Annotated in this window: 12 protein-coding genes; 3 read left to right on the top strand and 9 right to left on the bottom strand. The window is 73.8% G+C overall.

Annotation, left to right across the window (positions count from 1 at the left end; translation table 11 throughout):
- The 4 genes from MCBG_RS24700 to MCBG_RS24690 form a co-directional block, all read right to left on the bottom strand.
- Nucleotides 1-503, bottom strand: a 503-nt coding sequence (locus tag MCBG_RS24700) for a sirohydrochlorin chelatase (RefSeq protein ID WP_198033351.1), incomplete at its 3' end; no start/stop codon positions are given.
- Nucleotides 485-1234, bottom strand: coding sequence for a phosphoadenylyl-sulfate reductase (locus MCBG_RS24695; RefSeq protein WP_043328516.1), 750 nt, complete (start codon nt 1232-1234; stop codon nt 485-487). The genes MCBG_RS24700 and MCBG_RS24695, both read right to left, overlap by 19 nt.
- Nucleotides 1231-1389 (bottom strand): hypothetical protein, encoded by a 159-nt coding sequence (locus MCBG_RS33190; protein WP_013288361.1) that lies wholly within the window; start codon nt 1387-1389, stop codon nt 1231-1233. The genes MCBG_RS24695 and MCBG_RS33190 overlap by 4 nt, the downstream gene beginning before the upstream one ends.
- Nucleotides 1386-3095, bottom strand: coding sequence for a nitrite/sulfite reductase (locus tag MCBG_RS24690; RefSeq protein ID WP_043330952.1), 1710 nt, complete (start codon nt 3093-3095; stop codon nt 1386-1388). The genes MCBG_RS33190 and MCBG_RS24690 overlap by 4 nt, the downstream gene beginning before the upstream one ends.
- A 591-nt stretch (nt 3096-3686) precedes the next feature.
- Here MCBG_RS24690 and MCBG_RS24685 point away from each other — a divergent pair.
- Entirely contained in the window at nt 3687-5552 is a 1866-nt protein-coding gene (locus MCBG_RS24685; RefSeq protein WP_043328514.1) for a glycosyltransferase family 39 protein, read from the top strand.
- On the opposite strand, the gene MCBG_RS24680 is transcribed toward MCBG_RS24685, so the two are convergent.
- Nucleotides 5527-7116, bottom strand: coding sequence for a PAS domain-containing sensor histidine kinase (locus tag MCBG_RS24680; protein WP_043328512.1), 1590 nt, complete (start codon nt 7114-7116; stop codon nt 5527-5529). The genes MCBG_RS24685 and MCBG_RS24680 overlap by 26 nt on opposite strands.
- Before the next feature lie 25 nt (nt 7117-7141).
- On the bottom strand, nt 7142-8170 hold the full coding sequence (locus MCBG_RS24675; RefSeq protein WP_043328510.1) for an SIS domain-containing protein: 1029 nt from the start codon (nt 8168-8170) through the stop codon (nt 7142-7144).
- Between the two features lie 184 nt (nt 8171-8354).
- Here MCBG_RS24675 and MCBG_RS24670 point away from each other — a divergent pair, with 184 nt between their 5' ends.
- Nucleotides 8355-9953, top strand: a complete 1599-nt coding sequence (locus MCBG_RS24670; RefSeq protein ID WP_043328508.1) for a tetratricopeptide repeat protein — start codon at nt 8355-8357, stop codon at nt 9951-9953.
- 224 nt (nt 9954-10177) lie between these two features.
- Here MCBG_RS24670 and MCBG_RS24665 read toward each other — a convergent pair whose 3' ends face one another.
- The gene (locus tag MCBG_RS24665) at nt 10178-11770 is read right to left on the bottom strand and encodes an MDR family MFS transporter (RefSeq protein WP_043328506.1); all 1593 of its coding nucleotides are present in this window, start codon (nt 11768-11770) and stop codon (nt 10178-10180) included.
- 119 nt (nt 11771-11889) lie between these two features.
- Between MCBG_RS24665 and MCBG_RS24660 the strand changes: the two genes are divergently transcribed.
- Nucleotides 11890-12465 carry a TetR/AcrR family transcriptional regulator gene (locus MCBG_RS24660; RefSeq protein ID WP_043328504.1) on the top strand — a complete coding sequence of 192 codons (576 nt, stop codon included), beginning with the start codon at nt 11890-11892 and terminating at the stop codon, nt 12463-12465.
- A gap of 6 nt (nt 12466-12471) precedes the next feature.
- Here MCBG_RS24660 and MCBG_RS24655 read toward each other — a convergent pair whose 3' ends face one another.
- On the bottom strand, nt 12472-12984 hold the full coding sequence (locus MCBG_RS24655) for a GNAT family N-acetyltransferase (RefSeq protein WP_043328502.1): 513 nt from the start codon (nt 12982-12984) through the stop codon (nt 12472-12474).
- Entirely contained in the window at nt 12981-13196 is a 216-nt protein-coding gene (locus MCBG_RS24650; RefSeq protein WP_043328500.1) for a biotin/lipoyl-binding carrier protein, read from the bottom strand. The genes MCBG_RS24655 and MCBG_RS24650 overlap by 4 nt, the downstream gene beginning before the upstream one ends.
- Between the last annotated feature and the right edge of the window lie 206 nt (nt 13197-13402).

Genomic DNA, 13402 nt, shown 5'->3' with positions numbered 1-13402 from the left:
CCCAGCCCGGCGCCGAACGCCGCCGCGACCCGGCCCACCGAAGCACGAGCGGCCGGATCCCGGGTACCGGCCGCCGCCAGCACCACCGCGTCCAGCCCGCCCGGCCCGTCGCCGGTCGCCTCCGCCAGGCGGCGGCGCAGCCCGTCCAGCAACCCGCCGTCCACGCCGGAGCCGGCCGGGCCCAGCACGTCGGTCACCCGTACCTCGATCTCGGCGCCGGCCGCCGCGACCGCCGCCGGGATGTCGACCTTCCGGTGGTACGCGGCGGTCAGCAGCAGCGGCACCAGAACCGCCCGGGAGTGGCCGGCGGCGGCAAGCCCGCGCAGCACCTCGGCCGGGCCGGGATCGGTGTGGTCCAGCCAGCTCGGCAGCACCGCACGACCGGGCCAGGTGTCCGCCACGGCCCGGGCCAGCGCCCGGGTCGCCTCCGCCGCCCGAGGGTCACGGCTCCCGTGCGCCACCAGCACCACGGGTGGCCCGGCCCTCAGGTGTGCAGGCCGCACTCGGTCTTCTCGAACATCGCCCAGCGACCGGACCGCGGGTCCTCCCCCGCCTTCGTCCGCCGGGTGCACGGCCAGCAGCCGATCGAGCCGTAGCCACGGGCGAACAGCTCGTTGACCGGGATGTCGTACCGGGCCACGTACGCGTCCACCTCCCGCTGCGTCCACGCCGCGATCGGGTTCACCTTGACCTTGCCGCGCCGCGCGTCGAAGCCCACCACCGGCGTGTTCGCCCGGGTCGGCGACTCGTCCCGGCGCAGCCCGGCGGCCCACGCGTCGTACCCGGACAGCGCCCGCTCCAGCGGCTCGACCTTGCGCAGCTGGCAGCAGTCGTCCGGGGACCTGTTGAACAGCCGCGGACCGTACTGGCCGTCCTGCTGGCCCACGGTCATCCGAGGCCGGATCGAGCGCACCCGCACCGGCATCCGGCGGGCCACCTCGTCACGCACCCGCAGCGTCTCCGGGAAGTGCAGCCCGGTGTCCAGGAACACCACGTCGACGCCGGGCGCGACCCGGGAGACCAGGTGCGCCACCACCCCGTCGGCCATCGAGCTGGTCACGCAGAACCGCTCGCCGAACGTCTCGGCCGCCCACCGGGCGATCTCGATCGCCGGCGCGTCCGCCAGCTCCCGGCCGGCCTCCTCGGCCAGCGCGCGCAACTCCTCCGGGTCCCGGCGGGCCGGCCCGGCCTCGCCGATCAGGCCGAGGCCGGCGGCGGAGACGAGGCCGCTCACCGGGTCACCGCCCGGCTCAGCAGACCGGTGAACTTGACCGCGAAGACCCGTGCGCAGGCGTGGCACTCCCAGGCGCCGTGTCCGGCCTCGTGCGGTCGCAGGTCCTCCTCCCCGCAGTACGGGCAGTAGAGAGGCGCAGATCGGGCATCGCTCATCGGAGCTCCTCCTCGTCGGCTCTGATCACCCAGTTGGCGAACGTCTCACCCTCGGTCCGGCCGGCCAGGTAGCGGCGGGCGAGCCGTTCCACGTACTCCGGAAGCTCCTCGGCGGTGGTCTTCAGGCCGCGCAGCTTGCGGCCGAAACCGGCGGTCTGGCCCTGGGCCATGCCGAGGCCGCCGCCGAGGTGCACCTGGAAACCCTCGACCTGCCGGCCGTCCGGGCCGACCACGAGCTGGCCCTTGAGCCCGATGTCCGCGACCTGGGTGCGGGCGCAGGCGTTCGGGCAGCCGTTGAGGTGGATGGAGATGTCCGCGTCGAAGTCGCGCAGCCGCTCCTCCAGGCGCGCGACCAGTTCCTCGCCGCGCCGCTTGGTCTCGACGATGGCGAGCTTGCAGAACTCGATGCCGGTGCAGGCCATCGTGCCGCGCCGCCACGCCGACGGCCGGGCCTCCAGGCCGATCCCGCGCAGCGCCGTGACCAGCTCCTCGGTCCGCTCCGGCGCCACGTCCAGCACCAGCAGCTTCTGGTACGGGGTGAGCCGCACCCGGCCGCTGCCGTGCGCCTCGACCACGTCGGCGAGCTGCGCCAGCTGGGTGCCGGAGACCCGGCCCACCACCGGGGCCGCGCCGACGTAGTTCGCGCCGTCACGCTGGGCGTGCACACCGATGTGGTCGACCGGCTTCGCCGGCAGTTCCGCGGCCGGGCCGTCCAGCAGCGTGCGGCCCAGGTACTCCTTCTCCAGCACCTCCCGGAACCGCTCCACGCCCCAGTCGGCGACCAGGAACTTCAGCCGGGCCCGGTTACGCAGCCGGCGGTAGCCGTAGTCGCGGAAGATGCCGACCACACCGGCCCACACGTCCGGCACCTCGTTCAGCGGCACCCAGACGCCGAGCCGCTTGGCGAGCATCGGGTTGGTGGAAAGCCCGCCGCCCACCCACACGTCGAAGCCGGGACCGTGCTCCGGGTGCTCCACGCCGAGGAACGCGATGTCGTTCGCCTCGTACGGGGTGTCGACCAGCCAGGAGATCGAGGTCTTGAACTTGCGGGGCAGGTTGGAGTACGCCTTGTCGCCGACGTACCGGCGGACGATCTCGTCGATCGCCGGAGTCGGGTCGAGCACCTCGTCCCGGGCCACCCCGGCGACCGGGCTGCCCAGCACGATCCGGGGGCAGTCGCCGCACGCCTCGGTGGTCTGCAGGCCGACCGCCTCCAGCCGGCGCCAGATCTCCGGCATGTCCTCGACCCGGATCCAGTGGTACTGAATGTTCTGCCGGTCGGTGATGTCGGCGGTGTCCCGGGCGAACTCGCGGGAAATGTCCGCGATCACGCGGAGCTGGGCCAGGTTGAGCTGGCCGCCGTCCACCCGGACGCGGAGCATGAAGAACTCGTCCTCCAGCTCGTGCGGCTCCAGGACTGCGGTACGCCCGCCGTCGATGCCGGCCTTGCGCTGGGTGTAGAGGCCCCACCAGCGGAACCGGCCGCGCAGGTCCTGCGGGTCGATCGAGGCGAAACCGCGATGGGCGTAGATGTTCTCGATCCGGTCCCGCACGTTCAGCGGGTCGTCGTCCTTCTTGATCCGCTCGTTGGGGTTGAGCGGCTCTTTGTGCCCGAGCGCCCACTGGCCCTCGCCGCGTGGCCGGCGGGGCGCACGGGCGGCGGGCGCCGGGGAGTCGGGACGGGTCGGGGTGCTGCTGACCGCCATCGCGGCGTCCTCCATTGCTTGCTGCGGTGCCTGCGAGCGCGGACGCGGCGGCCGGCCCGGGAGTGGGCCGTGGACGGCGATGTCGATGACGGCCGGCGCGAGTGCGCGCCCGAGACGGAAGGGTCGGGCGTCGTCAGTGGGCCGGACAGATCGCGCTGCGCACGCGGCCGTAATCGACGTGGCGGCGAGCCACGAAGCGGCGGACGACAGCGGCGGTCATGTGCCTCATGCTGCCACACCACGCCCGGCCGGACCACAGCTCCGCACTGTGATCCCACATCACGGGCCCCAATCGGGATCGACTCCCATCCCTGTCCCCCGCCCTCCCTCCCCGCCCTCTCCCGTTGATCAAGGAGTTGACGTCCCCCAACCCGCCACATCAGGCCGCAATCTCCTTGGTCGACACCGCCGGTCCCCGTCCACCCCCGCCACCGCACCGTTGATCATGAAGTTGGCGGGGACAAAAGGGACGGTGAGTGCCGTCAACCTCATGATCGACGGGGCCGGGGCCGGGCGGGGTGGGGTGGGCCGGGTGGGTGGGAAATGGGGGAGCTGGGGGGTGAGCGGGAGCGGGCGTGTGACGCTGCGGGGGTGAGGAGGTTCGGGCCCGCGTCTGTTCGCGCCCTTCCCGGCTGGGCGGTGTGGGTGACGCCGGGGCTGCTCACGCTCGTGGTGACGCTGGCCGGGATCGGGCACGCCCAGCCGTGGCGGGACGAGCTGGCCACCTGGAGCGCGGCCACCCGCCCGCTATCCGACCTGGCCCGGATGACCCGCACCATCGACGCCGCCACCGGGCCGTACTACCTGCTCATGCACGGCTGGACGGCGATTGCCGGCACGTCGCCGACGGCGCTGCGACTGCCCTCCGCGCTCGCCATGGCCGTGGCCGCCGCGCTCACCGCCCGCCTCGGCGCGGTGCTGGTCGGCCGTCGCGCCGGGCTGCTGGCCGGACTGCTGTTCGCGGTCCTGCCGGTCACCTCGAGGTACGGGCAGGAGGCCCGCCCGTACGCCCTAGCCACGCTGCTCGCCGTGCTGGCCACGCTGCTGCTGGTCGAGGCGCTGCGCCGGCCGACCTGGCGACGCTGGGCCGGGTACGCCGCTGCGGTCGCCGCGCTCGGCCTGCTCCACCTGGTCGCGCTCACCCTGCTCGCCGCGCACGCCGTGGTGGTGCTGCTGACCGCCGCACATGGCCCTGCGGGGGTCGTCGATCCGCCCCGCCAGTCCCGAGCCCAGATACCCGACGCGAGCCGGCCACGCCGCAGACACCTGTGGCGTTCCACCCAGCCACGAGATCGAGCGCGAGTGGAACACCACGGGTGTCACGACGCCCCGCAGACACCCACGGCGTTCCACCCAGCCACGAGATCGAACGCCGGTGGAACGCCACGGGTGTCACCGCATCCCGGGAGCAGGGAGCATGGCAGGGACGCGCCGGAAGCGGAACCGCAGAACGTGACCGGCGAGGCTCGGGAGACGCTGGCCGGGTGGCTGCTGGCGCTGGTGCCGGCCGTCGTGCTCGTCACCCCACTGGCACTCGTCGCCCGGGGGCAGCGCGGTCGACAGCTCGACTGGGTCGACCCGGCGCGCCTGCCCGACCTGGCGGCGCTACCAGGTGCGCTGGCGCAGAGCGGCGTCGTCGGCGGTTTCGTGCTCGCGCTCGCGGCGCTCGGCGTGGCCCGGCTGGGTCGCCGGGCGCTGCTGCCGGCCGCCGCCGTGCTGCTGCCGGTGCTGCTGATGTTCGCCGCCGGAACGATGGTGCCGCTCTGGGTGACCCGCTACCTGGTCTTCACCGTGCCGTTCGCCTGCGTACTGGCCGGCGCCGCGCTGGCTGCCGCGCGGGTCACTCCCGCACCGGCCCGAACGCCGGCAACAGCAACGCCCGCTGAAGCAACGCCCGCTGGACCAGCGCGCACGGCGACACCCGCCGCAGCCGGCCGCACTGCCGCGCCCACGGAAGCAGAGCAAGGGCCGACGTCGCCGCGCGGACGGGTCGCGGCGGGAATCGCGGTGGTGGTCCTGGCCGGACTGCTCGGGCTGCCCGATCAGGTGGCGCTGCGCCGCACCCACGAGTGGCCGCGCAGCGCACCCGTCGACTACGCGGGCGCGGCCGGGATCATCCGCGCCGGGCAGCGGCCGGGCGACGCGATCGTCTACTCGCCCCGGGACGGCTGGCTGTTCCCGGATCTCGGCATGGCGTACCACCTGGGGTCGAGGCTGCCACGCGACGTGCTGGTGGTCCGCAACCAGCGTCAGGACGCGAGCCTCTGGGCCGTGGAGTGCGACGACCCGGCGCGGTGCCTGGCCGGGGTGGACCGGGTGTGGCTGGTGGTCACCGGCCGGCGCGCGGACCCGTTGGCGGCGGTGCCGGGTGCGAAGGGCGACGCGTTGCGCGCGGGCTACACGGTGCGGCAGGTGTGGCCGCGTCCGGGGATCACAGTGGCCCTGCTCGTCCGGTGAGGCGGTCGGTGGTGCCGCGGGCCAGCGGTACGACGATGGCCGCCTCGGTGCCGCCGTCGGCGCCGTTACGCAGCTCGATGGTGCCGCGCAGCTCGCCGGTGACCAGCGCCCGGACGATCTGCAGGCCCAGGTTGCCGCCGCGCTCGGCGTCGAACTGCTCGGGCAGCCCCCGGCCGTTGTCGGTCACCGTGACGTGCAGTTGCTTGCGCGCCCGGTGCGCGGAGACCACAACCTCGGGCCGGGGCGCGGAAACCCCCGCCTCCGGCCGGGGCACGTCCACAGGAGGAGCGGCCGCCTCCTCCTCGGCCGACGGGAAACCGTGCTCGACGGCGTTGAGCAGCAGCTCGTTGAGCACCATCACCAGCGAGGTGGCGATCTCGGCGGGCAGGACGCCGAAGCTGCCGCGGCGGCGCATGCCGACACTCACCTCGGTGGCGGCGACCTCGGTGGCGGCGCTGGCCACCCGGTCCACGATGCCGTCGAACTCGACCGCCTCGTCGCTGGACATGGAGAGCGTCTCGTGCACCAGCGCGATCGAGGCGACCCGGCGTACCGATTCCTCCAGCGCGACCCGGGCCTCGGGCATGGAGACCCGCCGGGCCTGCAGGCGCAGCAGCGCGGCGACGGTCTGGAGGTTGTTCTTCACCCGGTGGTGGATCTCCCGGATGGTGGCGTCCTTGGTGATCAGGGCGCGGTCGCGGCGGCGTACCTCGGTGATGTCGCGGACCAGCACCAGCGCGCCGATCGGCACTCCGGCGGGCATCAGCGGCAGCGCCCGGGTGAGCATGGTCGCGCCGCGGGCGTCGATCTCCCGCCGGGGCGGCGCCTCGCCGCGCAGCGCGGCGAGCACGGCGTTGCCCGCGTCGGTGCCTTCGAGGGGGTCGCCGGCGAGCCGGCGGTGCAGCTTGGCCAGGTCCTCGCCGACCAGGTGGGAGGCATAGCCGAGGCGGCGGTACGCGGACTGCGCGTTCGGGCTGGCGTAGGTGACCTTGCCGTTGGCGTCGAGCCGCACCAGGCCGTCGCCGACCCGGGGCGCCGAGGTGGTCTCGCCGGGGTGCCGGGGCGGCGGGAACGTGCCGTCGGCGATCATCTGGGCCAGGTCGTCGGCGGTGGTGAGGTAGTTCAGTTCGAGCTGGCTCGGGGTGCGCGCGGTGGACAGGTTGGTGTCCCGGCCCACCACGGCGATCACCTCGCCGGCTTCACCGTCGCCGGTGCGCAGCCGGACCGGGATCGCCTCGTGGCGGGCCGGGACGTCGCCGTACCAGACCGGGTCGCCCTCGCGCCAGATCCGTCCCTGCCGGTAGGCCACCTCCAGGTGGGCCACCTCGGCCCCGCCGACGATCCGCCCGACCTGGTCGTCCAGGTAGGCGGTCGGGGCGGTGGTGGGACGGACCTGGGCCACGCAGAGGAACGTGCCGTCGCCGTCCACCGGCACCCAGAGCAGCAGGTCGGCGAAGGACAGGTCGGACAGCAGCTGCCAGTCGCCGGCGATCCGGTGCAGGTGGTCGATGTCGGCCGGGCGGAGCGCGGTGTGCTCCTCGGCGAGGTCACGGAGGGTGGACACGCCACACAGCGTGCCACGCCGGGCCTCACATCGTCGCCGTGACCTTCTTCAAGCCGCGCGGCGCGTCCGGGTCCTCGCCCCGGGCCAGCGCCAGGGCCAGCGCGAGCCGTTGCAGCGGCAGGATGTCGAGCAGCGGCGCGTACCGCTCGTCGACCTCGGGCACCGCCATCCGGGTCTCGCCGACGTCGGCGGAGCCGACCACGACCACGTCGGCGCGGCGCTCGCCGAGGCGGGGCAGCACCTCGCGCATCGACGTGCCGCCGGGGCCGGAGCCGACGACGGCGAGCACCGGCACGTCCGGGTCGGTCATGGCGAGCGGGCCGTGCAGCAGGTCGGCGCCGGAGAAGGCGAGCGCCGGCAGGTACGAGGTCTCCATCAGCTTCAGCGCCGCCTCGCGCGCGGTCGGGTACGCGTACCCCCGGCCGGTGGTGACGAGCTGGGCGGCGAACCGGTAGCGCGGCGCGAGCCGGGCCGGGGTGTCGTCGGCGAGCGTCTGCGCGGCCAGCTCGGGCAGCCGGCTCAGCGCGGCGCGCTCCTCGGCGGGCAGCACGCCGTCGCCGGCGCGTACGCCCTCGATCAGCATGAGCAGCGCGAGCAGTTCGGCGGTGTAGGTCTTGGTGGCGGCGACCGCCCGCTCGTGGCCGGCGGCGATGTCCACGCTCAGCTCGGCGGTCTCGACCAGCGGCGAGCCGGGGTTGTTGGTGACGGCCAGGGTGAGCGCGCCGGAGGCGCGGGCGACCCGCAGCACTTCGGCGAGGTCGGGCGAGCCGCCGCTCTGGCTGACGCCGACGACGAGCGCGTCGGAGAGGTCGGGCCGGGCGCCGAAGACGGTGATCGCGCTGGGCGAGGCCAGTCCGGCGGGCAGTCCGAGGCGGATCTCGGTCAGGTAGGCCGCGTAGAGCGCGGCGTGGTCGGAGGTGCCCCGCGCGGTGAACACCACGTGCCGGGGGCGCCGCTGCGCGACGACGGCCGCGACCTCGGCGATCGCCGCGGCGTGCTCGGCGGAGAGCAGACGCTCGTAACCGGCCGGCTGCTCGTCGATGTCGGCGGCCATACCGGCCCCTGCTCGCGTCACTCCAGACCTCCTTCTGCGCGTTTCTCGCGCGTTCGATGCTCAGTCTTGCACGTTTCAGCAGCCTCAATCAACGCAACGAGCAGGAGTGCGCAGTGGATCACTAATTGACGGAAGATCCCCTAGGCTTGCCCGGCTGACCGACCCCGACCGGCGGAAGGACGACGTGCCTGAGGACGACGCCGCGCTCTCGGCGGAGGAGGAACTCGCGCTGGCCCGGCTGGCGCTGGGCGAGGGCGACCTGCGGCACGCCGCCGACCACATCGCCGCCGCGCTGGTCCGCTCCCCCACGCTGCCCGAGGCGCACGAAGCGCTCGCCCGGCTGGACGCGGCCAGCGGCGGCGACCTGGACCTCTTCCCGCTCGGTCAGCAGGCGTTCGTCGGCGCCGTGGTGGCCCGCGCGCACCTGCTCGCCGCCGCCGGCCGGCCCGCCGAAGGGCTCGACCTGCTGGCCGCCGCCACCGGCTACGCGCCCGCCGCGCCGTGGGCCGCCGTGCCCTGGGTGACCGCCACCGACCTGCCGGAACGCCTCGACCCCGAACGCACCGCCCGGATCCTCATGCAGGTCTGCGCGGCGGCGCCCGACCCCGCGCCACGCCGGCTGCGCGAGCCGCTGGCGCCGTACCTCACGCTGGCCCGCAACGCGATCACCGTGCATCCGGCCCACCCGCTGCTGCTGGGCGCGGCGTCCGCGCTGGCCCGGCGCCTCGGCGAGGTCACCCTCGCCGTCACCTGGGCCACCCGGGGGGTACGCGCACAGCCCACCAAACTCGGCGAGGTGTGGCTCGGGTACGCGTACCGCAGCGCCGGCCGCACCGGCGAGGCGCTGGCGGCGCTGGAACGGGCTGTCGCGCTCGACCCCGACGACCTCGCCGTCTACGCGGACATTGCCGGCACGCTCGCCGACAACGGCCGGCTCGACGCGGCGCTGGGCTGGATCGACCGGGCGCTGGCGAAGGACCCCACCTTCGACTGCGCCGTGCACACCGCGCACCGGCTGCGCTACCTGCGCGACGGCGACGTGGACCACCTGGTGGCGCTCGCCGATTTCGTCCGGGAACATCCGGACGACACGCACGAGCACGGCGACCTCGCCGAATGCTGCCGGGGGCGGCCCTGGCTGGGTCAGGTCACACCGGCAGACGACGATTTCCCGTCCCCCGACGGGCCCGCCCCCTCGGCAGCCGCGGTACGCCGCCTCCAGCACCTGGCGCACCCGGCGTGGGCGCACCCCCCGGCCGCGTACGACGCCGCCGTCGGGCTGGCCACACTGGACCTCGCCGACCTGCTCGCACTGCTGGCGCACCCGCCGGAGGCACCCGCCACCGCGCTGGGCCGCGTGCTCGGCGGGCAGGACCCGGCACTGTGGAGACGCTGCGCGCAGGTCTGGGCCTGCCTCGGCCTGCTGCACCACCGCACCGACGAGCCGTGGGAGTCGTCGACCCGGCGGCGGGTGCTGCACGAACTGGCCACCGATCCCGGCCCGGCCGCCGAGGCGGCGCTGTTCGCCCTGGTCACCGCCGCCTGGGTGGACCCGGCCACCCGCGCCGACGTGGCCGCCGTGGTGGCCGGGCGGCTCACCGAGGTGGCATCCGGCGCCGCCCGGCGTACCCCGGTGGCGGTGTCGCTCGCCTACCTGGCGCGGGCGACCCCCGCCCTCGACCCGGCCGCCCGCGCCACCGCCGACTCGCTCATCGCCGGCGCCGGCGGAGGCCCGCTGCGCCGCCTCTGGCGACGCCTCACCGCCCTGTTCCGCAGAGGCTGAGCGCCGGGACCGTTCCGGGGCCCCATTTACGGCCGGCTCCCCGGCCCCCACCACCCAGCCGAGCGCCGCCACTTCGCCGAGGTGGCGCGATCAACTCCCCTCCGACCCCACCACTCCCCCGATGTGGCGGGCAGCGGGCGGAAGGCACCGGGTGCCTCGCTGGAGTGGAGACGCGGCGGCCCCGCGTACCCCCGGGGTGGGGGCGCGGGGCCGCGGCGGGTGAGTCAGGCGACGGGAGCCTTGCCGAGCGCGGCCTCGGCCTCGTCCTCCGGCGTGGGGCCAGCCAGCCGCACGTCGTTTGTCGCGCGCAGCGGCACCTCCTTGATGAACCAGGCGAGCACCGGCACGGCGATGGTGAAGAGGACCGCCCAGAAGAAGACGTGCGAGATGGCGTCGGCGAGGCCGCCGAGCACCGCCTCGCGCATCGGGCCGGTGAGCTTCTTGAGGGCTTCCAGGTTCATCGCGCCGCCCTCGCCGCCACCCGAGCCCGCGAACGCGGGGCCGGCCGCCGAGTCGGCGAGACGGTTGGCGAAGATCGCGCCGAAGAGGGAGACGCCGAACGAGCCGCCGATGGACCGGAAGAACGTGGCGGCGCCGCTGGCGGCGCCGAGGTCCTTCTGCTCGACGCTGTTCTGCGCGATCAGCATCGAGGTCTGCATCAGGAAGCCCATGCCGACGCCGAGCACGACCATGTAGAGCGAGGACTGCGCCTTGCTGGTGTCCACGTCGAGCAGGCTGAGCAGGCCCATCCCGGCGGCCATCACGACGCCGCCGACGATTGGGAAGGCCCGGTAGCGGCCGGTCTTGGTGATCGTCCGGCCGACCACGAGCGAGACCACGAGCATGCCGAACATGAGCGGGAGCAGCAGCAGGCCGCTGTTGGTGGCCGAGGCGCCCTGGACGGTCTGCTGGTAGAGCGGCAGGAAGTTCATCGCGCCGAACATGGCGAAGCCGAGCAGGAACCCGATCACCGAGATCAGCGCGAAGTTGCGGTTGGCGAACAGGCTCAGCGGCAGGATCGGTTCGGGCGCGCGCCGCTCGACGAGAGCGAACACGCCGAGCGCGGCCACCGCCAGCACGGCGAGGCCGAGGATCTGCGGCGAGGCCCAGTCGTACTGGTTGCCGCCCCAGGTGGTGACCAGCACGATCGCGGTGATGCCCACGGACAGCAGCGCCGCGCCCAGCCAGTCGATCTTGTGCTCGGTACGGTACTTCGGCAGGTGCATGGTGGTGGCCAGGACCAGCAGCGCCACTCCGCCCAGCGGCAGGTTGACGTAGAACGCCCAGCGCCAGGAGAGGTTGTCGGTGATGAAGCCGCCGACCAGCGGCCCCGCGACCATGGCGATGGCCATGATGCCGGCGATCATGCCCTGGTAGCGGCCCCGCTCGCGGGGCGGCACCAGGTCACCGATGATCGCCATGACGCCGACCATCAGGCCACCGGCGCCGAGGCCCTGCACGGCGCGGAACGCGATCAGCTCGATCATGCCGCTGTCGGCGCCGCCGAAGACGCCGGAGCCGGACATGCCGCACAGCGCCGAGCCGACCAGGAACACGACGACGGCGGTGAGGAAGACGGCCTTGCGTCCGTAGAGGTCGCCGAGTTTGCCCCAGATCGGCGTGGAGACCGTCGTGCCCAGCACGTACGCGGTGACCACCCAGGTGAAGTGGTCGGCGCCCCCGAACTCGAAGACGATCCGCGGCAGCGCGGTGCTGACGATCATGTTGTCGAGCATCGCGAGCATCATCGCGATCATCAGGCCGAACAGGACGACGCGGATGTTCGGTCTCGCGACGACCGGGGCTTGTTGACTCATCGGTAGGCTCCCCCGCAGATCATGTGATCAACTTACTTGCCGCCCGGCTAGTTTGCTTACTAGCCGGACGGTAAGCTGATGGCGGTCGGACGTCAAGCGGATTGGAAGGAAGTCGGCTGGTGAGGGAGAGCACAGGAGGCACACGGCAGCGCATCCAGGCCGTCGCCTTGGAACTCTTCACCGAGCAGGGCTACGAGAAGACGTCACTGCGGGAGATCGCCGAGCGGCTCGGCGTCACGAAGGCGGCGCTCTACTACCACTTCAAGAGCAAGGACGAGATCGTCACCAGCTTCGTCGACGACCGGCTGCGCCGGATGGACGAGCTGATCGCCTGGGCCGCCGACCAGCCACCCACCCTGGCGACCCGGCGCGCCCTGCTCGGGCGGTACGCCGACAGCATGTTCGCCGGCGACCTGCCCCAGGTGATGCGCTTCTTCGAGCAGAACCAGACGGTGCTCAAGAGCCTGGTCGCCGGCCAGCAGATGCGGGACCGGATGATGCGGCTGGCCCACGAGCTGTGCCGGGGTGACGACTCGCCGGCCGCCCAGCTGCGGGCCGCGCTGACGCTGTTCGCGGTGCACACCAGCTGGTTCGCGGTCCGCGCGCCCGGCATCACCGACGACGAGCGGAAGCGGATCGCGCTCGAGGTGGCCGACGAGCTGCTCGCCAAGATCGGCGAGACCGGCCAGGGCTGAGCCGGTTCAGCCCGCCGCGGTCAGGTCCAGCCGCAGACCGAGCAGGTCGATGCCGGGCAGCGGCGACCAGTCCTTCTCCGGCAGCCGGACGAACCCGAGCCGCTCGTAGAGGCGGTGCGCGTTCGCCGCCATCCCGGCGCGTACGCAGATCACCACCGCCGTGCAGCCCAGCTCCGTCGCGCGCGTCACGCACGCGGCCGCGAGCGCGGCGCCGGCGCCCCGGCCCTGCGCGGCCGGATCCACCGCGAGCATCCGGAACTCCGCCTCGCCCGGGCCGGCGAGTTCGGCGTACGGGGTGCCGGGCAGCACGAACGTCACCGCGCCGAGCACCTGGCCGGTGGTGTCGTCGACGGCCACCAGCACCTCGCCGGTCTGGGCGCGGGTGGCCACGTCGGCGAGCACCGGCGCGTACCCGCTCTCGTCCCTGAGCTGGCCGTCCGCCTCGTACGCGGCCACAGTCAGCCGCGCCACGGCCGGGAAGTCCGCCGGCTCGGCGCGGCGCACCAGCAGGGCGGTCAACCGATCTCCGCGATCAGGTCGCCGTCCTGCACCACGTCTCCCTCGTTGACGGCGAGGCGCTGCACCACGCCGTCGGACTCGGCGACCACCGGGATCTCCATCTTCATCGACTCCAGGATGACGAGCGTGTCGCCCTCGGACACGGTGTCGCCGGCCGACACCACGACCTTCCAGACGTTCGCCACCATCTCGGCGCGGATCTCCTCGGCCATCTTCCGGCCCTCCCTCTCCCCGACGACTCCCCGACAGTCCTGCGAACGGTATCCAATCATGACGCCGGTCACGCCGGGCCGCGCACCACCGGGCACGCGATGCGCCCCAGCGCGCTCCGGCGGGCTGCGTCGGCACTAGCATCGTGCGGGTCGGCCACCGGCGAGCCGGGGAGCCACACCGCGACCTCCGCCGCGGCCAGCCGCGG

This window comes from Micromonospora sp. M42 (assembly GCF_000568915.1).
Lineage (GTDB): Bacteria > Actinomycetota > Actinomycetes > Mycobacteriales > Micromonosporaceae > Micromonospora > Micromonospora chalcea.
This window is presented reverse-complemented; position numbering and strand designations above follow the sequence as displayed.

What these genes read in the sequence shown, in the direction of transcription:
- MCBG_RS24665 (WP_043328506.1), bottom strand. Translation starts at nt 11,770, where the DNA reads ATGAGTCAACAAGCCCCGGTCGTCGCGAGACCGAACATCCGCGTCGTC.
- MCBG_RS33190 (WP_013288361.1), bottom strand. Translation starts at nt 1,389, where the DNA reads ATGAGCGATGCCCGATCTGCGCCTCTCTACTGCCCGTACTGCGGGGAG.
- MCBG_RS24675 (WP_043328510.1), bottom strand. Translation starts at nt 8,170, where the DNA reads ATGGCCGCCGACATCGACGAGCAGCCGGCCGGTTACGAGCGTCTGCTC.
- MCBG_RS24690 (WP_043330952.1), bottom strand. Translation starts at nt 3,095, where the DNA reads ATGGCGGTCAGCAGCACCCCGACCCGTCCCGACTCCCCGGCGCCCGCC.
- MCBG_RS24650 (WP_043328500.1), bottom strand. Translation starts at nt 13,196, where the DNA reads ATGGCCGAGGAGATCCGCGCCGAGATGGTGGCGAACGTCTGGAAGGTC.